Source organism: Proteiniphilum sp. X52, from assembly GCF_003712195.1.
GTDB lineage: Bacteria > Bacteroidota > Bacteroidia > Bacteroidales > Dysgonomonadaceae > Proteiniphilum.
This window is the reverse complement of sequence record NZ_RDSD01000023.1, coordinates 1-21,010: the sequence shown is the minus strand read 5'-3', so window position 1 is coordinate 21,010 and position 21,010 is coordinate 1. Positions and strand designations below refer to the sequence as shown.

General features: G+C 46.7%; 17 protein-coding genes. All 17 read right to left on the bottom strand.

Annotated features, from left to right (window positions below; all coding sequences use genetic code 11):
• Positions 1-44: 44 nt before the first annotated feature.
• Complete coding sequence (leuD, locus tag D7D25_RS14715; RefSeq protein WP_122969720.1) at positions 45-644, bottom strand: 3-isopropylmalate dehydratase small subunit; 600 nt, start codon at positions 642-644, stop codon at positions 45-47.
• 120 nt (positions 645-764) lie between these two features.
• The gene (leuC, locus tag D7D25_RS14710; protein ID WP_122969701.1) at positions 765-2,147 is read right to left on the bottom strand and encodes a 3-isopropylmalate dehydratase large subunit; all 1,383 of its coding nucleotides are present in this window, start codon (positions 2,145-2,147) and stop codon (positions 765-767) included.
• A gap of 66 nt (positions 2,148-2,213) precedes the next feature.
• A complete protein-coding gene (locus tag D7D25_RS14705) occupies positions 2,214-3,701 on the bottom strand; it encodes a 2-isopropylmalate synthase (RefSeq protein ID WP_370453859.1) in 1,488 nt (495 codons plus the stop codon).
• Positions 3,702-4,300: 599 nt separating this feature from the next.
• The gene (nqrF, locus tag D7D25_RS14700; RefSeq protein WP_122969699.1) at positions 4,301-5,575 is read right to left on the bottom strand and encodes an NADH:ubiquinone reductase (Na(+)-transporting) subunit F; all 1,275 of its coding nucleotides are present in this window, start codon (positions 5,573-5,575) and stop codon (positions 4,301-4,303) included.
• A 35-nt stretch (positions 5,576-5,610) separates the two neighbouring features.
• A complete protein-coding gene (nqrE, locus tag D7D25_RS14695; protein ID WP_122969698.1) occupies positions 5,611-6,225 on the bottom strand; it encodes an NADH:ubiquinone reductase (Na(+)-transporting) subunit E in 615 nt (204 codons plus the stop codon).
• A gap of 168 nt (positions 6,226-6,393) precedes the next feature.
• Positions 6,394-7,026, bottom strand: a complete 633-nt coding sequence (locus D7D25_RS14690) for an NADH:ubiquinone reductase (Na(+)-transporting) subunit D (RefSeq protein WP_122969697.1) — start codon at positions 7,024-7,026, stop codon at positions 6,394-6,396.
• A 25-nt stretch (positions 7,027-7,051) separates the two neighbouring features.
• A complete protein-coding gene (gene nqrC / locus D7D25_RS14685) occupies positions 7,052-7,765 on the bottom strand; it encodes an NADH:ubiquinone reductase (Na(+)-transporting) subunit C (RefSeq protein ID WP_122969696.1) in 714 nt (237 codons plus the stop codon).
• A gap of 14 nt (positions 7,766-7,779) precedes the next feature.
• Positions 7,780-8,988 carry an NADH:ubiquinone reductase (Na(+)-transporting) subunit B gene (locus D7D25_RS14680; RefSeq protein WP_122969695.1) on the bottom strand — a complete coding sequence of 403 codons (1,209 nt, stop codon included), beginning with the start codon at positions 8,986-8,988 and terminating at the stop codon, positions 7,780-7,782.
• Positions 8,989-9,032: 44 nt separating this feature from the next.
• Complete coding sequence (locus D7D25_RS14675) at positions 9,033-10,379, bottom strand: Na(+)-translocating NADH-quinone reductase subunit A (protein ID WP_122969694.1); 1,347 nt, start codon at positions 10,377-10,379, stop codon at positions 9,033-9,035.
• Positions 10,380-10,639: 260 nt separating this feature from the next.
• Positions 10,640-11,407, bottom strand: a complete 768-nt coding sequence (locus D7D25_RS14665; protein ID WP_122969692.1) for a zinc ribbon domain-containing protein — start codon at positions 11,405-11,407, stop codon at positions 10,640-10,642.
• A gap of 183 nt (positions 11,408-11,590) precedes the next feature.
• Positions 11,591-12,685 carry a Nif3-like dinuclear metal center hexameric protein gene (locus tag D7D25_RS14660; RefSeq protein WP_122969719.1) on the bottom strand — a complete coding sequence of 365 codons (1,095 nt, stop codon included), beginning with the start codon at positions 12,683-12,685 and terminating at the stop codon, positions 11,591-11,593.
• A gap of 80 nt (positions 12,686-12,765) precedes the next feature.
• A complete protein-coding gene (locus tag D7D25_RS14655) occupies positions 12,766-13,551 on the bottom strand; it encodes a DUF5040 domain-containing protein (RefSeq protein ID WP_122969691.1) in 786 nt (261 codons plus the stop codon).
• 250 nt (positions 13,552-13,801) lie between these two features.
• Positions 13,802-15,166, bottom strand: a complete 1,365-nt coding sequence (locus D7D25_RS14650) for an HlyD family secretion protein (protein WP_158602636.1) — start codon at positions 15,164-15,166, stop codon at positions 13,802-13,804.
• Between the two features lie 31 nt (positions 15,167-15,197).
• Entirely contained in the window at positions 15,198-17,426 is a 2,229-nt protein-coding gene (locus D7D25_RS14645) for a peptidase domain-containing ABC transporter (protein ID WP_370453861.1), read from the bottom strand.
• A gap of 6 nt (positions 17,427-17,432) precedes the next feature.
• On the bottom strand, positions 17,433-18,125 hold the full coding sequence (locus tag D7D25_RS14640) for a glycosyltransferase family 32 protein (protein WP_122969688.1): 693 nt from the start codon (positions 18,123-18,125) through the stop codon (positions 17,433-17,435).
• 15 nt (positions 18,126-18,140) lie between these two features.
• Entirely contained in the window at positions 18,141-20,795 is a 2,655-nt protein-coding gene (locus D7D25_RS14635) for a TonB-dependent receptor (protein WP_122969687.1), read from the bottom strand.
• Positions 20,796-20,806: 11 nt separating this feature from the next.
• On the bottom strand, positions 20,807-21,010 hold a 204-nt coding region (locus D7D25_RS18075; protein WP_158602635.1), incomplete at its 5' end, for a hypothetical protein.

Genomic DNA, 21,010 nt, shown 5'->3' with positions numbered 1-21,010 from the left:
TGTTGATATGTTGATTTGCCGGCTCAGAATCCTAAATCCGGACTCTATTCGTACGCAAATAAACGGTTTTTCTCATATTCTTCGATTTTATTCCTGTTGGAGAGAAGGAAATCGATATCATCCAACCCCTTCATCAGACATTCTTTCTTGTAGGGATTGATCTCGAACGACTCGACCGTACCGGTTTCGTTATTCGAGATGGTCTGTTCCTCAAGGTTGACCGTCACTGTAGCCCGCGGATTACCATTCACTGATGCAAAAAGTTCGCTCAGGAATTTCTCACTCACTACTACGGGCAGGATACCGTTATTGAGGGCGTTGTTACTGAAGATATCGGCGAAGAAGCTCGACACCACCACTTTAAAGCCATAACCTGCGATGGCCCAAGCGGCGTGTTCGCGGCTACTTCCACTCCCGAAATTCTTTCCTGCCACCAACACTTCTCCCCAATAGAGAGGGTTATTCAGCACGAAATCGGATTTAGGATTTCCTTCTTTATCATAACGCCAGTCGGCGAACAGGTTGTCACCAAAACCATCCCGTGTAGTCGCCTTTAGAAAGCGGGCAGGGATGATCTGGTCGGTATCCACATTTTCTATGGGAAGCGGCACGTATGTTGATGTTATTGTTTGAAACTTTTCCATTATTTTTTCAAAATTCAAGATTTCAGATTTCAGATTCAAAATTCAAGATTCAAAATTTTGAATTCTGATTTCCATTAGCTTATTAATCTCATTGGCACATTAGCACATTGGCACATTGACTCACGGTTCGGTTATTTTTCCGTTTACCGCCGCGGCAGCAGCCACCAGGGGACCTGCCAGGATAGTCCTTGCCCCCGGGCCCTGTCGTCCTTCGAAATTGCGGTTGGAAGTAGAGACCGCATATTTACCTGCCGGCACCTTATCGTCATTCATTGCCAGACAGGCAGAACAACCCGGTTGGCGAAGTTCGAAGCCGGCCTCTTCCAGTATCTTGTCGAGTCCTTCCGCTTCAATCTGCTTGCGCACCTGCCAACTGCCGGGCACCAACCATGCTGTCACATTGCCGGCTTTCTTTTTACCCTTCACATAATGGGTAAATACCCTGAAATCCTCGATCCGGCCATTGGTGCAACTTCCCAGGAAGACATAATCGATCTGTTTTCCTTCCAACTTTTCACCAGGAGCAAATCCCATATAATTCAATGACTTCTGGAATGATAATTTTCCGGCTTCGTCTATTTCATCCAGATGTGGAATAGTACCATCGATAGGAATACCCATCCCGGGGTTGGTTCCATAAGTGATCATGGGACGGATCTTCGTCACATCGAAAGTAACCTCCTTATCGAAGAGGGCACCCTCATCACTCTTCAATGTTTTCCAGTAAGCCAGGGCTTTTTCCCATTTTTCTCCTTTAGGTGCGAACTCACGTCCTTTGATGTAATTGAATGTGGTTTCATCCGGGGCGACCAGCCCGCCGCGCGCCCCCATCTCGATACTCAGGTTGCAAAGTGTCATCCGCTCTTCCATGGTGAGATTGCGTACCGCTTCGCCGGCATACTCCACGAAATAGCCGGTAGCTCCCCCGGTGGTCAACTGTGAGATCATATACAGCGCCATATCTTTAGCGCTTACCTTTTCGCCGAGTTTGCCTTCGAAATTGATCCGCATGGTTTTGGGACGTGTCTGCAGGATGCATTGCGACGCCAGCACCATCTCCACTTCGCTGGTACCGATACCGAAAGCGATAGCTCCGAAAGCGCCATGGGTAGAAGTATGGCTATCGCCGCAGACAATAGTCATTCCCGGTTGTGTATAGCCGTTCTCCGGTCCGATCACGTGCACGATCCCGTTCTTGGGATTATTTAATCCGTAATAGGTCAGGCCGAAATCCGACGCGTTCCTGGCAAGCGTTTCCACCTGAAAACGAGAGACCGAGTCGCGAATAGGCCTGTTCTGCCCCATGGTGGGAATGTTATGGTCGGCCGTCAGTGTAGTCTGCTTTGGGCGAAACACCGTCAACCCACGTGCCCGGAGGCCCGCAAAGGCCTGGGGACTGGTCACTTCGTGACACAAATGCCTGTCGATGTATAGCTGGGTGGGACCGTCCTTTACCGTCGCCACCACATGCGCATCCCATATCTTATCAAAAAGAGTCTTCATTTATAATTGATTTGTTAATTCATTGATTTACTGATTCAAAGATGATTATGTGGCCACCTTTCCACCTTACTCCACAAACTTATTCACCGCATCGATAAATGCCTCCACGGAGGCCGCCACAATATCGGTGTTGGCCGCGAAACCATAATATACTATATTGTTGTGTTCCACCTGCATATGGACTTTACCTATGTCATCGCTGCCATGGTCGATTGCCTGGATGAGGAACTCACGGATTTTCACCTTCCTTCGGATAATATTTTTCACGGCACGGATGGCGGCATCTACCGGACCGTTGCCGCTCGCGGTAGCTTCGAAACGCTCGCCTGCAATGTTGAGGGCGATGCTGGCCACATCACGTACGCCAATACCGCACAGTACCTGCAGATATTCCACTTTGATCCTGTTGAGGCGTCCATCTTTGCCTACCAGCATCAGGATATCATCATCATTAACGCTTTTCTTCCTGTCGGCCATTTCCAGGAATTTCTGGTATACCTCATCCAGCTCTTCGTTTTCGAGTTTTACCCCGAGGATCGACAGACGGTTCTTCAGCGCGGCGCGTCCGCTACGTGCTGTCAGCACTATGGCATTGTCATCGATTCCCACATCTTTCGGATTGATGATCTCGTATGTTTGGACATTCTTGAGTACCCCATCCTGATGGATGCCCGAGGAGTGTGCAAAAGCGTTTCTCCCCACGATGGCCTTATTAGGCTGTACCGGCATATTCATCAGGCTCGACACCATCCGGCTGGCAGAATAGATATGTTGGGTATTGATATTGGTATCGAATCCGCGGTCTTTATGACTTTTCAGAGCCATCACCACCTCTTCAAGGGAAGTATTCCCGGCGCGCTCACCGATACCATTGACGGTCACTTCCACCTGACGTGCCCCATTGATCACGCCCGAAAGAGTGTTGGCAGTGGCCATTCCCAGATCCTGATGACAGTGGGTGGAGAGGATGGCACCTCTCAGGTCCACGTTATCTATAAGATACTTTATTTTCGCCCCGTATTCGTCGGGGAAGCAGTAGCCGGTCGTGTCGGGTATATTCACCACAGTGGCTCCCGCATTCACCACGGCCTGCACCACGCGGGCAAGATATTCATTGTCGGTACGTCCCGCATCTTCGGCGTAGAACTCCACATCATCCACGAAACGGCGGGCACACTTTACCGCCTTTACCGCCCGTTCGATGATCTCCTCCCGGTTGGAGTTGAACTTGTATTTAATATGCGAGTCCGATGTGCCAATACCGGTATGGATCCGCTTCCGCTTGGCATACTTCAGGGCTTCCGCAGCCACTTCGATATCTTTTTCCACCGCGCGGGTTAGCGCGCAGATAGTAGGCCAGGTGACCGCTTTAGATATCTCCACGACCGAATTGAAGTCGCCCGGGCTTGACACGGGAAAACCGGCTTCTATGACATCCACTCCCAACAATTCAAGCGTTTGAGCAATCTGTATCTTTTCAATGGTGTTCAACTGACAACCGGGGACTTGCTCGCCATCTCTTAATGTTGTATCAAACACATAAATACGTTCCATTATTATTCACGTTTTGTTAGCTTTATAAAAAAGGATAACCTTTCCCACGTGGTGAGAAAGGTTATCCCTATATTTTTTACCTAATGTAAATCACAGATATGCCAGTCTCACCCTCCGAATCTTTTCAGAAGTAGAATAGAGATGACTAGAATATCGACCTGATAATACATACGACAAATTGAAATTTTCTCTGTTTAACGGGTGCAAAGTAAAGGCAAAAATTCATACAAACAAAATATTTCCACGATTTTCTTCAAAAAAATTTCATTTTGTTGATTATTCCCATGAAAAAATATCGATTTAACCTCCACACCCTCTCAAATAACACAAAAAATCAGCATACTATCCCTGCCCCCCTTATCGGGGGTATTTGGCATCTTACAGGCTTAGCGGGTTCAGCCCCTCACGAAACATCTTTCTTCGGCTAATTGTTTATTCAGGGTCTGCTGAACATATGGTTTGCCCATACAGCCGCCGCCGATAGTGACATAGTCTTTGCTTTTTATAGTTTTTGATCTTCATAATTACAAAACTAAGCGAAACGGCATCCTCTCCAGTGGGAGAGGATGCCGTCAAATATATATGGATTCCTTCCGTGATTAACCGAAGTCGTCGAACATGATCATCTCCGGCGGGACCCCCAGGTTGTCGAGCATGCGCTGCACAGCGTTTGCCATGGGGCCGGGGCCACACATGTAGTACTCGATATCTTCGGGAGCATCGTGGTCCTTCAGATAGGTATCGTGAATGACCTGGTGAACGAATCCCGGCGTATATTTCACACCGGCGGCGTCGGCTGCCGGATCGGGCTTATCGAGTGCCAGATGGAACGAGAAGTTGGGAAATTCTCTTTCGAGTTCGTAGAAATCTTCCAGATAGAATGCTTCTATCAAAGCCCTTGCCCCGTAGAAGTAAGACATCTTCCGGTCGGTGACCTTCAACGTTTTGGTCAGATGCATGATCTGGGAACGCAGGGGAGCCATACCGGCACCACCGCCTATCCAGAGCATTTCACGCTTGCTGTTGAGTATGGGATGAAATTCCCCGTATGGGCCCGATATTTTGACTTTGTCGCCCGGAGTCAGGTTGAAGATGTAAGAAGATACAATTCCGGGATTCACCTTCATCCATGTGCCTTTGGCCCTGTCGAACGGAGGAGTCGCCACTCGCACGTTGAGGGTAATGATATTTCCCTCCGCCGGATAATTGGCCATGGAATAAGCGCGTACGGTATCTTGGTCATTGGTCACCGTAAGATCCCACATGTTGAATTTATCCCATTCGCTTTTGTACTTCTCATCGATAATAAAATCGGAATACTTTATCTGGCCGAATCGGGGTACCTTGATCTGGCTGTAGGACCCCGGTTTGAAATTGAGTTTCTCCCCTTCGGGCAGCTTCACTATAAATTCTTTGATGAACGAGGCCACGTTACGATTTGAAACCACTTCACACTCCCACTCCTTAATACCGAAAACCTCATCGGGTATAACGATCGACATGTTGTCCTTTACTTTCACCTGACAACTCAAACGCCAATCGTTCAACTGCTCCTTACGGCTGAAGTGGCCCTTCTCGGTGGGAAGTATCCCACCTCCTCCCTGGGTGACGCGACAACGGCACTCGCCACAGGTACCTCCACCCCCGCAGGCAGAAGAGAGAAATATATTCTGCGACTGTAACGTGTTCAACAGGGTACCCCCCATCGGCACGTTCAATTCTTTTTCATCATTCAGGGTAATCTTTACATTGCCGGAAGGCATCAATTTAGCTTTAGCTATCAGAATGATCACCACAAGTACCAAAATGATCAGCAGGAATGCAATGACACTCGCCCATATCGTCAACCCACCCGCGCTCAATAATACACTCATATTTCAATAAATAATTTGTTATTGTCTGTTCTCATTTAAATGTCGATCCCTGAAAAACTCATGAAGCCAATAGCCATCAATGCCGTAATAATAAAGGTGATACCCAATCCTTTCAGGGGTCTGGGAACATGGGAATACTCCAATTTCTCCCTGATGGCCGCCAACCCCACGATAGCCAGCAACCAACCGATTCCGGAACCAAATCCGTAGGCAGTAGCCATGCCCACATTGGCGAACTCGCGCTGCTGCATAAACAGCGAACCACCGAGAATCGAGCAATTCACCGCGATGAGCGGCAGAAAGATACCCAATGAGTTATAGAGAGAGGGGCTGAAACGTTCAATCACCATTTCCACTAATTGCACGAAAGAAGCGATGATGGCAATAAACACAATGAGGCTGAAGACACTCAAATCGACTCCGGCATACTCTTCTCCCAGCCATTGCAACGCGCCTGCCTTCAACACATAGTTTTCCAGCATATAATTAATAGGAAGGGTGAGGACCAATACAAATGTGACCGCAATTCCCAACCCCAGTGCTGTCTTCACATTTTTCGACACTGCCAGGAAGGAGCACATCCCCAGGAAGTAGGCGAAAATCATGTTGTCGACAAATATCGATCGTACAATCAAACTAATTGCTTCCATGTCTATATATTTTATAAATTAATAGTTAAAAGTGAAAATTGAAAAATTGATTTTCCATTGAATTGTAAAGTTTTGAATTGTGGATCTTGAACCATGAATTCTAATTTTTCACTTTTCATTCTTCATTCTTCATTCTTCATTCTTCATTCTTCATTCTTCACTCTTCACTTAATTAGTCTCTTCCTGGAGCTCTTTGTTCCTCGACCTGTGTACCCATATAATGCAAGCTACCAGCAATATCGCCATGGGCGCGAGCATCATCAAACCGTTATTTTGATACCCGGCATCATAGAGCACCTGGGGTATCACCTGATATCCCAGCAATGTGCCGGAACCCAGCAGTTCGCGGAAGAATCCCACCACTACCAGTATCCATCCATAACCCAACCCATTGCCGATACCGTCCAAGAAAGAAGGCCAGGGGCCGTTACCCAGTGCAAACGCTTCAAGGCGTCCCATCAGTATACAGTTTGTCACGATCAGTCCGACGAACACCGAAAGCTGCTTATTCACATCATATGCGAACGCTTTCAGCACTTCACTCACGATGGTCACCAGCGAGGCCACGACGACCAGTTGCACAATAATACGGATGCGATTGGGAATGCTTTTGCGCAACAGAGAGATGATCACATTGGCAAAAGCGGTCACCAACACCACGGCCACCGCCATCACGATGGAAGGTTCCAGTTTGGATGTGACCGCCAATGCGGAACAGATACCCAACACCTGCACGATAACAGGGTTATTTTTATTCAGCGGGCCTAATAAAACCGCTTTTGTCTTACTTGATAATGCCATCTTGTTTTACTTTTATCATCACCTGTCATTGATTGGCGGTGTGCAAGTTCATTAAAAAATTCCTGTATTCACCCACGCTGTTCAGCAACATGTTGTCCACCCCTTTACTAGTGATGGTGCCTCCCGAGATACCGTCGACATAGTCTCGTCGGTTATTACTCTGTCCGGGCTTTACCACAGCCACGGAGGTGAATTGATTCTCCCTGAAAAGATTTTTCCCTTGAAATTGAGTTCTGAATCCGGCAGTCTCTATTTCGGCGCCCAGCCCGGGAGTTTCTCCCGCATGCCCGAATTCGGCACCGTAGATGGTGCTCCCGTCGGCCTCAATGGCCAGGTATCCCCAAATGGGGCCCCAAAGTCCGGCACCGCTCATCGGGATAATATATTTGGTGGAACCATCTACTTCCGCTTCATATACCGGCAGTCCTTTAGCCTGGGTATCTCCCAATTCGGTTGAAAAGGCCGGATCGTCAGGGGTGATCCCTTCGCTACCTTCCACCTTCACACCTTCATCATCGACAAGATAGGCATTCTTTATCAAGCCGGTATATTTCACCTGGGCCTCGGCCGCCCTTACATCCAAGTTGAGAGAACGCAATATCTGCTGCATCTTGTCGGTATTCACGTTAGCCGTCTGCCGCTCGCTCAGCACCTGGTGTGTGAATGCCAAACCCAGGGCTACCACTACCACCATCACCGATGCATATATGATCGTATATCCACTGTTTTCTCTGTTCATATCTTTATTATTATTTATTTCAATACTGCTGCCCGTTTGACACGACGCTTAATATTGGCGTCGATCACATAGAAATCGATAAGCGGAGCGAACGCGTTCATGAACAGGATAGCCAACATCATTCCTTCAGGATATCCCGGGTTGAACACGCGGATGGCTACCGCAATCAGTCCGATCAGGAAACCGTAGATCCATTTTCCTTTTTCGGTTCTTGCCGAGGTTACCGGATCCGTGGCCATAAATACGGCTCCAAAGGCGAAACCGCCTAACAGGAAGTGGTAATGTACGGGCATCTCCATGATGGCATTTTGCGCGAAGAGATTCACCAGCAGGACGGCAACCAGACCTCCGACAAAGACTGAAAGCATGGTTTTCCAGCTTCCCACGTCGGTGGCAATCAGAATCGCGGCTCCCAACAGGATGGCAATGGTAGATACTTCACCGATAGATCCCGGAATGAAGCCGAAAAACATGTCACTGAGAGAGAGAGGCTGGCCGGTAATACCGTGGAAGGCAAATTCAGAAAAACCACCCACCTCGGTCGTCGCGATCTGTCCCAATGGGGTAGCACCGGAAAAACCGTCTATCACTGTTCCTTTACCTATTCCGAAAGTATCGGCAGTGCGGACCCATACCTGGTCACCCGACATTTTTGAAGGGTAGGAGAAGAAAAGGAATGCACGCGTGATCAACGCCACATTAAATATATTGTATCCGGTACCACCGAACACCTCTTTGGCAAATACCACGGCAAAGGCGGTGGCTACCGCGACCATCCACAGCGGGGTATCCACGGGCACGATCATCGGGATAAGCATCCCTGTGACCAGGAACCCTTCGGCCACTTCCTCCTTTTTCATCTGCGCCATGGCGAACTCGATGCCAAGTCCCACCACATATGAAACCACGATATGGGGCAGCACTGCCAGAAATCCATAGAAGAATTTGGTAAGGAATGTCACATCCTGGCCAATTGCCAGATAATGCTGTAATCCCACGTTATACATACCGACCAGCAGCGCGGGGATCAACGCGACGATCACGATGACCATCGTACGTTTCGAGTCACGCGCGTCGTGGATATGCACACCCGATTTCGATGTCGTGTTGGGCACGAAAAGGAACGTCTCAAAGGCATCGTATGTGGAATAGAGCCAGTGCAGTTTCCCGCCTTCCTCGAAATTCGGTTTGATCTTATCAAGATACTTTCTTAACGCTTTCAAAGTTCTATTATTTATAAGTTATATTATACTATCATAAACGATGTTCACTCCATCTCCTTGCGCAACATATCCAGCCCGGTGCGCACGATACGTTGCAGTTCCAGTTTGGATGTATCGACAAACTCGCACAGGGCAAAATCTTCAGGCGCCACCTCGTATATACCCAATTGCTCCATCTTGTCGATATTGAATGCGATAATGGATTTGATGAGTTGCTCGGGATAAATATCCATCGGAAACACCTTGTCATATTCGTTGGAAACGATGATAGCCCTCGGGCCGCCCAACAGACGGGCATCGAGACGGTATTTCTTGTTGTAGGTGGGATAAGTGCATCCGGCACTGTAACGCTTGGGCGACAGCGATGCCCATCCAAAAGCCTCATGTACTTCATCGCCTTCGGGAATGACGGTCACCTGCGTGTCATACGCGCGAAGCACACCGTCCGCATCGATTTTGCGACCTGTAAGCGGATTTCCACTGATATATCTCAATGAGATACCCTCCGTTACATTTCCCTTGAAAAGGGATTTCAACTGTGTGCCGATCACCATCTGAAAGTAACCGGTCTGTTTCACTTCCGATCCGGTAAGGGCGACCGTACGGGTGAGATCCACGATCCCCTGGTTGAAGAGGCGGCCAATCAGCGCCACATCCGGTGCGCTGAGCGTCCATACGGTTTCGCCCCTGTTCACCGGTTTGATATGGTTGATCTGTACACCTACATTTCCCGCGGGATGCGGCCCATCGAATTCTGTGACCACCACATTCTTCGCCTCACGTAACCCTTTATTGGTTGTTTTCGGACTGACAGAGAGATAAACCTTGCCGGTGGTCAATTTTGCCAGGGCATCGAATCCCGTCTGCAGGTCAGCCTCCAGACCGTTCAGTATAAAATCGGCGGACGGCGCCAGCGGAGCCGTGTCGAAACCGGTCACGAATATGTCGCGTGGTTCTTTGTCGGGCATAGCCACTATATCATAAGGCCGCTGCTTGACCAGGAACCAGATACCGGCATCGAGGATCGTTTTCTTCACCTCTTCGGCAGAGAGTGAATCCACCTTTTTCTTGCCGAAATCTTCGTATTGCGGGGTATTGTCAGCTTTCACCTCTATATAAAGGATACGCCGCTTCTCACCGCGTTCAATGGCTGTCACCACGCCGCTGACAGGTGACGCGAAGAACATTTCGGGATGATTTTTATCAAAGAACAAGGGCGTTCCGGCCTTCACGGCATCATCCACGTTGACGGCCAATTTGGGAGTAATGCCATGAAAATCTTCCGGGCAAATCCTCACATATTCACTCGTCACCTTGCCTCTTAGTGTCTCTTCAGCCTCACCGAGCAGCGGAATTCGCAAGCCTTTCTTAATTTTAATTCGATTAGCCATATAGTATTTATAAATAACCTTGCCTGTAATCTTCTTGAAAACTATCTCGTTAAGCAATACGAACAGAATCCAAGCTTGCTTGAATTATGCCATGGCGGGAAATAGTCTGATGAATTTGAAGGAGCACCTCCTTCCGGAAGGCAAAGATACATCATTTCCCTCCAAAAAAAGAAAAAATAAAAAGAAATTGGAGAAAAAATTCTCCAATCCACTTTCGGGTACTTTGCCGGACGCCTCTTCTGTATTGCGGGGTGATAAATTCACTTTTCAGAGATTCCCGCCATTTCAGGGTCGATCATAATGCGCCCGCAATATTCACACACGATGATCTTCTTTCCCAGCTTGATATCCATCTGTTTCTGGGGCGGTATCTTGTTAAAGCACCCACCGCAAGCACCCCGTTGGATAGGCACTACTCCCAGGCCGTTGCGGGCATTTTTGCGGATCCTTTTGAAAGCGGTCAAAAGACGGGGTTCAATGGTTGTCTCTGTCTTCTTTGCCTTCTCGCGGATTTTCTCCTCCTGTGTCTTGGTTTCCGACACGATATCGTCCAACTCCTGTTTCTTATGCTCCAGATCCGAGGTCTTGTCTTTCAGCAGTTCATTGGCGGCTTCAATCTGTTCCTTGATAGAGTCAGCTTCTTGGGCATACTCCCGGATATGTTTCTCCGAAAGCTCTATCTCAAGCGTCTCGAACTCTATCTCTTTGGAAAGATGGTCGTACTCCTTGCTGTTGCGCACGTTCTCAAGCTGCTTGTTATATTTCTCAATCTTTACCTTGCTGGTCTCGATCTTCCCCTTTTGTAATTTCGTGTTCTCATCCAGTTGTTTGAGCTCCAACTCGAAGTTGTTGATACGGGTGCCCAAGCCGGCGATCTCATCGTCGAGGTCGGCCACCTCAAGGGGTAATTCCCCGCGCAGGGTCTTGATCCGGTCGATTTCGGAGAGATAAGATTGTAATTTGTAAAGGGACTTCAGTTTATCTTCTACCGAGACTTCCTGTTCAGCGCTTTTTTTTCTTGTTGCCATAATTCATAGTTGTTTATCAATATTCATTTCATCAAGTTTTGCAAACCGTGTGGATGTAACCAAATCGCACACCCAAGACTCACAATAATCACATTATAAATCAAAAAATGTAGTAATGAACGATGATCGATCGTTTCATTACCACATTTCCCTGTAGTCGCGGGAACAAGTCGGACCGCCTTTTTACAGATACTTCACCGGATTCGAGTCGAACGCCGATTTATGTAGTGCAAAGGTAGGGAATTTTCTCGAAATAAGATCGAAAAAAATCTCTTTTGTGCAGATTTCCGACTCATAATGACCGACCACCGCCAGGAGGATACGTCCTTCCACATCGAAAAAGTGATTGTATTTTGCTTCACCGGTGATAAAAGCATCGGCACCATAAGCGATGGCCCTGGGGATAAGGAATGCGCCGGCACCGCCGCAGAGCGCCACGTCACGGATTTCCCTCCCCTGCGTTTTTGAGTGTTGTATGGTGGGTAAATTAAAAATATCTTTCAACAGATATAAAAATTCCTGCTCCGGCATCGGTTCCGGCAATACCCCCACCACGCCGCTGCCGTGTTGCGGCCAGTCGTTGGCTATGGGATAGAAATCAAACACCGGCTCTTCATAGGGATGTACTGACAGCAACGCCCGAAGCACCTCTTCCCTTTTCATGACAGGGATCACGGTTTCTATTCTCACTTCCGGCTCAAAATGAAGCCGGCCGATCTCTCCTATGTGGGGACTGGCTCCCTCCTTTGCCCGGAATGTGCCTTCTCCCGAGAGGTTATAACTGCAACTGTCGTAATTCCCGATACCCCCCGCACCGGCATTGAACAGGGCGTTCCTGACACTCTCGGCATGCTGGAGCGGCACGGTGGTCACGAATTTCAACAACGCATTTTCCAGGGGTTGCAGGATCTTCACGTTCTGCAATTCCAGCATCTCCGCCAGCTTGTAGTTTACACCTCCCCGCGCGTTATCCAGATTGGTGTGCGCGGCATAGAGCGCGATGTCGTGCCGGACAGCCTGCATCATGCACCGTTCCGTGTAATTCTTTCCGGTGAGCGACTTGAACGGCCGGAAGGCGACGGGGTGATGCGAAATGATAAGGTTACAGCCTAAAGAAAGGGCTTCATCGATCACGTCCTCGGTCACATCAATACATAACAGGATACCGGTTACTTCCCGGTTCGCGTCCCCCACCTGCAGTCCGCTGTTGTCATATCCTTCCTGTAGCGGTAGCGGGGCGACCTGTTCAATGGTCTGGATAATCTCTTTTATTCGCATGGGATAGTTATAAATTACCAATTACCAATTACAAATTACAAATTACAAAATATTTGATTATTGTTCCCATTAACCGAAGGTCAATCTTTTATGGGAAATATTTTCCGCATTGTATCGGCAAAGATGGCTCCCATACGCCGCTGGATATAACTATCCTGACCGTTTTCGGGATGCCATCCGAATTTCTCGCCGGCGATCTGCTGATTGTCGCCCGTAAAGAGCAGGCTGGTCTGTTGTCTGGTGACGGGATGGACACTATTCCTGGAGAAACCGATATATTTATCGAATTCCACTACCGGGAATCCCCATTTCTCCGCCAGCTTCCGCACGGAGGTGTTGTAAGTCACTCTTCCGTCGTGCCAGTCGGTGCAAAGCACTATTACCGCCGGCTTTCCCATACGGGTATTATAGTATTTTGAATTTTCATCGAATTTCAGATTATAACATTCCGTGAGGTAACGTTTGATCACATAGTCGAACGCGGCGGCGTAGTTGCCGCGGTCAAACGGGATATTGTAATCGGTATAATCTTCTTTCAGCGGAGAGGAACCCCACACATCCCTGTCGTGTACCTGCATGATCACCAACGCATCTATCTCTTCGAGTTCTTCTTTGGAGTAGAGTGTGCCTTCCGCCATCCGGTTGGCGGCATCGGCGATCGCTTCTCCTCCAACGGCTCTGTTCAGTGGAGTCGCGCCTGTCAATCGGCATCCCACCTCGAACCAACCGTTGTTGGGCGAGGCAAAGGATGCCCCGGTGAGCAGGAAGGTGTATTGGTTTTCACTATCCTCCTGTGGATGAGCAGGAAGAGCGGTCAAGAATGTCAATAATAAGACCGACAAGGTCAATGTTTCAATTCGCTTCATATATTGAATGTTTAGGAGTCAAGAAGTTCATACACTTAGCATAGAGATTTTTCAGTACAAGCATCACCACACTCCGGCAAATATAATGAAAGCCGAGAGAAAAGTCAAACTTGTTTGAGCTTGTCCCAGACGCATTCTTATTTTCCACAAAGATACAAAAAGTTTTACAGCTTCGGATAATCCAAGGCAGTCGGTAAACAATTCCAAATTGTGACATCAAATTGTCTGTCAAAAAATCACTATCGAGATTTTACAAGCTTTCACTCAAAATCCTTTTCATTGGAAGGAAAAACCTTTCGAGAAGCGAAATATCTTCGGTAATGATGTCGGCGCGTCCCTGCATGTGGGGAAGATAAGGCAATTCTTTTTTATAGGTAGTTGTCAGCCTATCTGGAAGTATGATATCAATGGTATAATATGCCGCACCGTTTTCGGCCGCAGCTTGTCCCGCACTAACAGGCACCAACGATATGTTTTTTACCTGCCCCTGTAAAATGCCGAATTCGTTTTCGGGAAAATTTTCCAGCCGGATATTTACTTTCTGGCCTATTTTCACTTTTCCGCTACGTGCTATGGGAAGGAGAGCTTTGCCAAAAATAAAATAGGAGGAGGATGGGGACAGGCTGCTCACCACAGAGAAAACTTCATGTCCGGCCGTAACGACCTGATTTTCGGACCAGAAACTGGTAAATGTGACCTTGCCGTCAATCGGCGATTTCAGCACAAAACTCATTTCCCATTCTTCGATGGCTACTTCCAACTGGGTTACAAGCGTCCGTAACCTTGTCTCCAGGTCGTTTAACGTTTCCGTATCCAATTGCCTTGTGTCCAATAACGTTTCTTTTAATTGTTCAATTTGTATACCCATACTATTGGTGGCCGCCTGCATACTTTCAAGTGTCAATTCCGATTGCAGGTATTGTGACCGGGATTGTTCCAGTTCTTCATCTGATACTATACCTTTTTCGTTTAATTTGACATCCCGTTGGTATTGGTTTTCCTGTAAACGTGCTTGCTCTTTTATCAATTCATATTGTCTTTGCAAGTTTTTACGCTGTTTTTCATGTTCCACTATCCGTTGTTTGGTTATTTCAAGCTTTTGCGGGTAATACAGCAGGCGCTTGTATTCATTGTATTGGAAATGTGCTGTATAATATTGTGAATATATTGATTGGATATTGCCAAGCTGTAATTCCTTGTTCAAATGATTGGTGTGTTGTAGGCCCAAGGTGTTTTTTTCTGTATCTCCTCCCGTGGAGATGGCTGAGAAGGCACGTAACGACTCTTTCAATAATCTTACGTCATTCGTATTGGCGGTATTGTCTATCACTGCGAGGTAATCACCCGATTTCACCTCTTGATTGTCTTTCACATACAGCTCTTTTATCTTGCCGGAAGCATGGGCGACGACCGACGCGGGCGGCGTTGTGCCCGTAATGGTTACCTGCGCAGAGATCACATCGGGGTATTTGAACATCGCACTCCCTATCAATAGAATCAGAACTACGATGGCCAAAAAAGTAATGCCCCATTGCAATATCCATGGGGGAACCGTTCCAAGCACTTCTTGAAATTCCTCGCTGCGCAATTCTATTTTATCTTCTTCTTTTTCCATATCCATATCACTGCCAATACAATTGCGTGGGTCATGTACCCAACTCCAGTTGGTTCTTTACCAGTGTGTAATAGGCTCCACGCATTCCGGTCAATCCGGCATGGGTGCCTTCTTCCACTATTTTTCCTTTATCCAACACGATGATTTTGTCGGCGTGTTGTACCGTGCTTAACCGATGGGCGACTATCACTACTGTTTTTCCTTTATAGAATTCCTTCAGGTTTTCCATTATTATCTTTTCATTGTTGGCATCCAACGAATTGGTAGCCTCGTCGAAAAACAAAAAATCGGGATTTTTATATACGGCACGGGCAATAAAAAGGCGTTGCCGCTGTCCCTGGCTGATACCGCTGCCTTCCATGCCGATTTTTGAGTTGTATTTCAACGGGAGCGATTCGATAAACTCACGAATATTGGCGGTTTCTACCGCATGCAACAAACGTTTTTTGTCGACTTCATCTTCCCCTACGGCAATATTGTTGGCTATCGTGTCGGAAAAGACAAACCCATCCTGCATCACCGCCCCGGTTTTTTGCCGCCATAAATGCGGATTGATTTCATCCAAAGGAATATTATCTATGCTGATTTTCCCTTTGACGGGCGGATAAAAACCCATTAAGAGTTTTATTATGGTCGTTTTCCCGCTTCCGCTAGCTCCCACAATGGCCGTCACTTTGTTTTGTGGAATTGTCAGGCTTAACTCATCCAACACATAATCACGTTCTGCCCCATCGTAGCTGAAAGAGACATTTTCCATCTTAATTGTTTTGTTTTCAGGCAAGATATTTATTTTATTTTCAATCGTTTGCTCCTCGTCCTCCTTATTGTGGATTTCATTCAGGCGTTCAAGGCTTATCTTGGCATCCTGCAACGACTGTGCAAAACCTATCACCTGCCCGATGGGACCTGAGAGTTGCCCGATTATATAACTGATGGACATCATCATGCCCAGTGTAATGTTTCCCTCCACTACTGCCTTGGCCGACAGGAACGAGATTAATAAACCGGTGGTCTGGCTGAAGAATATGGACCCTATTTGCTGGTATTGCCCTAATGCCATTCCCTGTATGCTGATTTTGAACATTTTCACCTGGATGCGTTCCCACTTCCACCGTTGTTGCTTTTCACAGTTATTGAGTTTGATTTCCTGCATGCCGGTAATTAGTTGGATTGTATTGCTCTGGTTGGCGGCCGACTGGATAAACCGCTTATAATCCAACTTCTTGCGGTAGCGCATAAACAATAAGATCCAGGTTATATAAAAGGTGTTTCCCACCAAAAAAACAAGCAGGATGGTGAAATTGTAATAGGCAAGGATAAAAGCAAAAACAAAGAAGTTTGCAAAGGAAAAGAGCGTGGACAAAGTAGTTCCGGACATGAATCCTTGGATACGCCCATGGTCGCCGATGCGTTGCATGATGTCGCCGATGTTCCTCGCGTCGAAGAAACTTACAGGCAGTTTCATCAACTTGGCCAGGAAATCTGAAATCAAAGAAATACTGACACGGGTATTGGTATGAAGGGAAATCCAGCTCTGGAGAAAACCCATGCCCATTTGGGTTATCGACAAAACAAACTGTGCAATAAGTATTAACGATATAAAACTCAGGTTACTGTTACCGATACCCTGGTCGACCACGGCTTGTGTCAGAAAAGGGAAAATCAGGGAGAGGATGCTTCCCAGCATCATTCCCACGACTATTTGGGCATATTGCGATTTGTAGGGCAACAAATAACGGAAAAAATACCCCAAGTTCTTTTCCTGTTTTTCCTTGTCGTCCTCGTAATCGTAAAAATCGGGAGTAGGATGCAACAGTAGAGCCGTTCCGGTTTCTTTTCCTTTCTCCTTGGAACTATACCAGCAACGACAGAATTCTTCCTGGTTCATTGTATATTTTTGACCAGCAGGATCAGCTATGTAGAATCTTTGCTTTCCCCCTTCCTCTCTCCATTTTGTAGCGGAGGTAATGCGGTACAACACCACAAAATGATTCTGATTCCAATGTAGGATGCAGGGTAGAGGTTCTCCTTCCGTCAATTGTTCAAGCGTGATTTTCACACCTTGCGTATGCATTCCAATGCTTTCGGCTGCATCGCTAATACCCAACATACTCACTCCTTCACGAGTGATGAAACTTCTTTCACGCAAGGTTTGTAACGTATAGCTGCGCCCGTAATGCTTGGCAATCATGCGCAGGCATGTGGGACCGCAGTCCATCGAGTCTAATTGTGTATATATAGGAAATGGTTTCTGCATTATAAAAAATTATACCCATGAGCCAAAAAAATAATGAATTGCCATGGCCTTTTCCAATTTCTTTTCTAATTTCTCTATGTCCCCTTCATGATAGATATAATGTCTTACATCTTCTGGCAACCATGGAGAAACTCTTTCTGCCGGAAAAAAATCGATAATAGCTTTATTTTCATATTTACTATAAAGAGATGTTAGCATTTTAGGCCCTGTAGAAGATAAGACATCCTGAAATTTGTTCCCGGTATAAATAAAGGGTGTTGTTTTTAAATAAGTAATAATGTGTTCAATAAACGGATGACAAGGAGGAGACATCATCAATGCATTATTGAAATATATACCGTTCTCGAATCCTTGGCAATGTTCGACCGGCTCCATTGCAAAAAAGCATTTTCCGTTATTATTAAGATAATCATCAAAAGGTTCAAAACATTCGTAATCAAAATCAGCATACATTCCCCCCATTTTATAAAGAATCAGATAACGGATTACATCCCAGCGTTGCACATCATACTTATAGTTAAAATAGACATCGGCTATTTCAGGGAAGGACGTTCTAATCAATCCCTCCATCTTTTTACCGTTCCAGAGTTCGTATTTCCAATCAGGGTGATGCTCTTTCCATGTCTCACCTAATTTTCTATGAAAATCGGGTAGTACATCCTTTCGTCCTTCCCACACCTGATGAATTATTTTTGGTATCATACGAAAAAATTATATTTATTTCAATTTAAATCTCACGCTTAACAGAAAATTTCTCGGCCGCAGGTTGTATCTATAATAATAGGTACTTAAATCCGTGTAGGAAGCCGACACATATTGTCTGACATTAAAGAGGTTGTTACACTCCAGTTCCCATTCCGCCCGTCCGCTTTTGTAACGTATTTTTGCATCAATAAAAGTCATGTTACGATTATTCACCGCACTGTTGTACCGGTAATCTCCTCTCAGGTTTATGCTGAAACTTTTGGTAGGGTTGATCCAGATAGCGGCTGTATGGTTCTGGTTGCGGATGGAGGGAAACCGTGTCGTTGACTCCTCCGAAAAACTCCAATTCTTCGACCAGCCAAAGTTATAATTCAGATCAATGAATGAAGAGGGTGACGTATTGATGGAGGCACCCGCATTGTAACCTTCCGAACGGTAGGTCAAAATTTCATCCTGTATTAAATGTTCTCCACGGCCTTGGTTGTACCCTCCTGATATACCGATCCTTGTTTTCCAAAAACCGAGGCCTTTGCTGCCGCCGAAGTTTAGGCCATAGTACTCTGACCGGGTTGGTTGGTCAATGGTCCTCTTCACCTGCATGATACCATCGTAATCAAAACCATAGAGCAGGTTGTTCCACGAGGTTCCATAATTGACACCAAAATTGAGGAAGAGCGCCCGTAAAGCATTGCGGTATTGTATGGATGCGTTTGCTCCTCCCGAACGCGACTCAAACAGACGGTTAACGGTATTGCGGAGCAGATTGCGGTAAGAATGCATGATGTACCCCGTGTAGGCATCGTCCATATTTCCATAATTTTTTCGGAAATTTCCACCGGCAGCCAAAACCAGTTCGTGCGTCAGGTCATACGAAACTTTAAGTGAAGGATTGATTATCCAGCGGTTATAACCGGTGAATGTTTCAAGATTCCGGTCATTTACCGTCAGGGCATAATTAATGACAGGAATGGCAAGGGTGACTTTGAGTTTTCCACCCTTATTGTAGGTATAATTCTGGTTTACACCCACCTGGTAGGTGTTATACCAAAGGTTATTCCTCAGTGAGTCGGCAGCGGGAACAAGTTGACCGGCAGGACCTTTTTCTCTCAGTTCGGAATCCAGCCCCTTCAGGTCCACGCTACACCACAGGCCATAATCGATGTTTACGTTTCCTTTTCTCAACCCGTAGGACGTCCTGAGCGATGATGTGAAATTATCTGTGACCACACTTTGCTCCACGGAAATCAGATTGTTGTCGCCGAAATAGTTTGCCGGACTCACCGTCAACTCGTGAGGGCTGTGGTTGTAGTCCATTGAAAATAAAATCTTGTAGCTTCTTTTCCTGATGTTCCGGATAAAATCCAGGGAGTTGCCCACCGAGAAAAAAGGCCTGGATAAATACTGCGACAGCATTTCGTCCATATCTCCCACATTACTCCTTGTAACGCCCGTTCCCCGATCATTGCCCCAACTCCCCTTGATATTCAACGAGTTGTTGAAATACTTCTCTTCCTCGTTTGAATTCAATCTAAATGACAAATCCAGATTATTGGTCCTGGTCAAACTCTTGATATTTTCCTCGATCCTTACGGAACTGCCGTCAGGCAGAAACTGCTCTGAAACCGAATAGCCTTCCTTACCCACACGGTCGTTGAAGTAAATGGCATTGAATGTCATTTCCATACCCTTTTTCATTTTAATCAACTGGTTCGCGGCAATAACATTACTTATACTGTTTAGGTATCTATTCTTACTGACCGGGGGGGAGGAAGGGGATGTAATGGAAAGCATGCCTCTGCTTCCGGAATTCGCATAGTCGTAATCGTATCCTTCGTGAGTGACAATCTCCAGATTCAAATCCTTCCCGGCGTTATTCCCCTTGTAGGTCGTCATGTTTTGCTTTCGGTGGGCAAAGTACATCGCCACCAATTCCGCGTTCCACATTGCCGGTTCGTAACCGGCTCCCGCCAAGGCATTCATCATCAGCTTCCCCTTGGCGCTCTCCTTCAATTTAAGGTTGAGTGCCGCCGCATCGACAAACATCTTGTCTGCCAACACTTTGACCGGCTGGTGATTTTCCATCACCTGGACGGTCGCCACATCCCGCGCTTCAATGTTTTTGGTTGCAATGCTATAACGACCCCGTAGAAGATCCAGGTTCTCGATATAAAATTTATTGATGGGTTTCTTATTGTAAGAAATAGTACCTGATTCATCCACATCAATACCCGGCATTTTCTTTAATACATCTTCGATGGTGCGGTCATTTTGACCGGTATACACGCCAACTGCGTAGTTGAGGGTATCTCCGGCACGGCGGATTGGTGACGCAGTGACGGTTACCCCTTTCAACTCAATGACTTTCTCCTCAATGTTGAAATCGACCTGCCCCGGGCGATTGGGCACTGTACGGCTATGTTTCCCTACTGTAAGTCCGGAGACGGTAACCACGAGGGAATCGGCTGTTCCCTTGTAAGTCACTTTGTAGTTCCCATTTTCGTCGCTTGTCGTAAACCCGGCAATCGTGTTGCTTCCCTTGGCCTGCACGGTTATGTTGGCAATCAAAGGCTCTCCCTGCCTGTTCTTGACCGTGCCGGTCAGCGTAGTCTGGGTGTACGCAAGTAAAGGGACAAGCAGTGATAAAACGCAAATAGAGAACTGTTTCATAGAAGTGTATTTTATTCCAATTCCATGGGATTGTACGGATTTAACTTTTCCTCATCTGGTGTCGTGATTGATATTCCTTGTGAATTGGGCAATGCCAATAACCGATAATAATTTTCCTGCGCTTCCCTTTTCAATTTCACATGATTGCGTCTATCTGCTTTCTTGAATTGTGTGAAGGCGTCATGCATTTGTATGGGGAACTTTTCGGGGTAGCT

Excerpts from the sequence above, each read along its gene's own strand:
- leuD (WP_122969720.1), bottom strand. The coding sequence starts at position 644 with ATGGAAAAGTTTCAAACAATAACATCAACATACGTGCCGCTTCCCATA.
- leuC (WP_122969701.1), bottom strand. The coding sequence starts at position 2,147 with ATGAAGACTCTTTTTGATAAGATATGGGATGCGCATGTGGTGGCGACG.
- D7D25_RS14705 (WP_370453859.1), bottom strand. The coding sequence starts at position 3,701 with ATGGAACGTATTTATGTGTTTGATACAACATTAAGAGATGGCGAGCAA.
- nqrF (WP_122969699.1), bottom strand. The coding sequence starts at position 5,575 with ATGAGTGTATTATTGAGCGCGGGTGGGTTGACGATATGGGCGAGTGTC.
- nqrE (WP_122969698.1), bottom strand. The coding sequence starts at position 6,225 with ATGGAAGCAATTAGTTTGATTGTACGATCGATATTTGTCGACAACATG.
- D7D25_RS14690 (WP_122969697.1), bottom strand. The coding sequence starts at position 7,026 with ATGGCATTATCAAGTAAGACAAAAGCGGTTTTATTAGGCCCGCTGAAT.
- nqrC (WP_122969696.1), bottom strand. The coding sequence starts at position 7,765 with ATGAACAGAGAAAACAGTGGATATACGATCATATATGCATCGGTGATG.
- D7D25_RS14675 (WP_122969694.1), bottom strand. The coding sequence starts at position 10,379 with ATGGCTAATCGAATTAAAATTAAGAAAGGCTTGCGAATTCCGCTGCTC.
- D7D25_RS14665 (WP_122969692.1), bottom strand. The coding sequence starts at position 11,407 with ATGGCAACAAGAAAAAAAAGCGCTGAACAGGAAGTCTCGGTAGAAGAT.
- D7D25_RS14660 (WP_122969719.1), bottom strand. The coding sequence starts at position 12,685 with ATGCGAATAAAAGAGATTATCCAGACCATTGAACAGGTCGCCCCGCTA.
- D7D25_RS14655 (WP_122969691.1), bottom strand. The coding sequence starts at position 13,551 with ATGAAGCGAATTGAAACATTGACCTTGTCGGTCTTATTATTGACATTC.
- D7D25_RS14650 (WP_158602636.1), bottom strand. The coding sequence starts at position 15,166 with ATGGAAAAAGAAGAAGATAAAATAGAATTGCGCAGCGAGGAATTTCAA.
- D7D25_RS14640 (WP_122969688.1), bottom strand. The coding sequence starts at position 18,125 with ATGATACCAAAAATAATTCATCAGGTGTGGGAAGGACGAAAGGATGTA.
- D7D25_RS14635 (WP_122969687.1), bottom strand. The coding sequence starts at position 20,795 with ATGAAACAGTTCTCTATTTGCGTTTTATCACTGCTTGTCCCTTTACTT.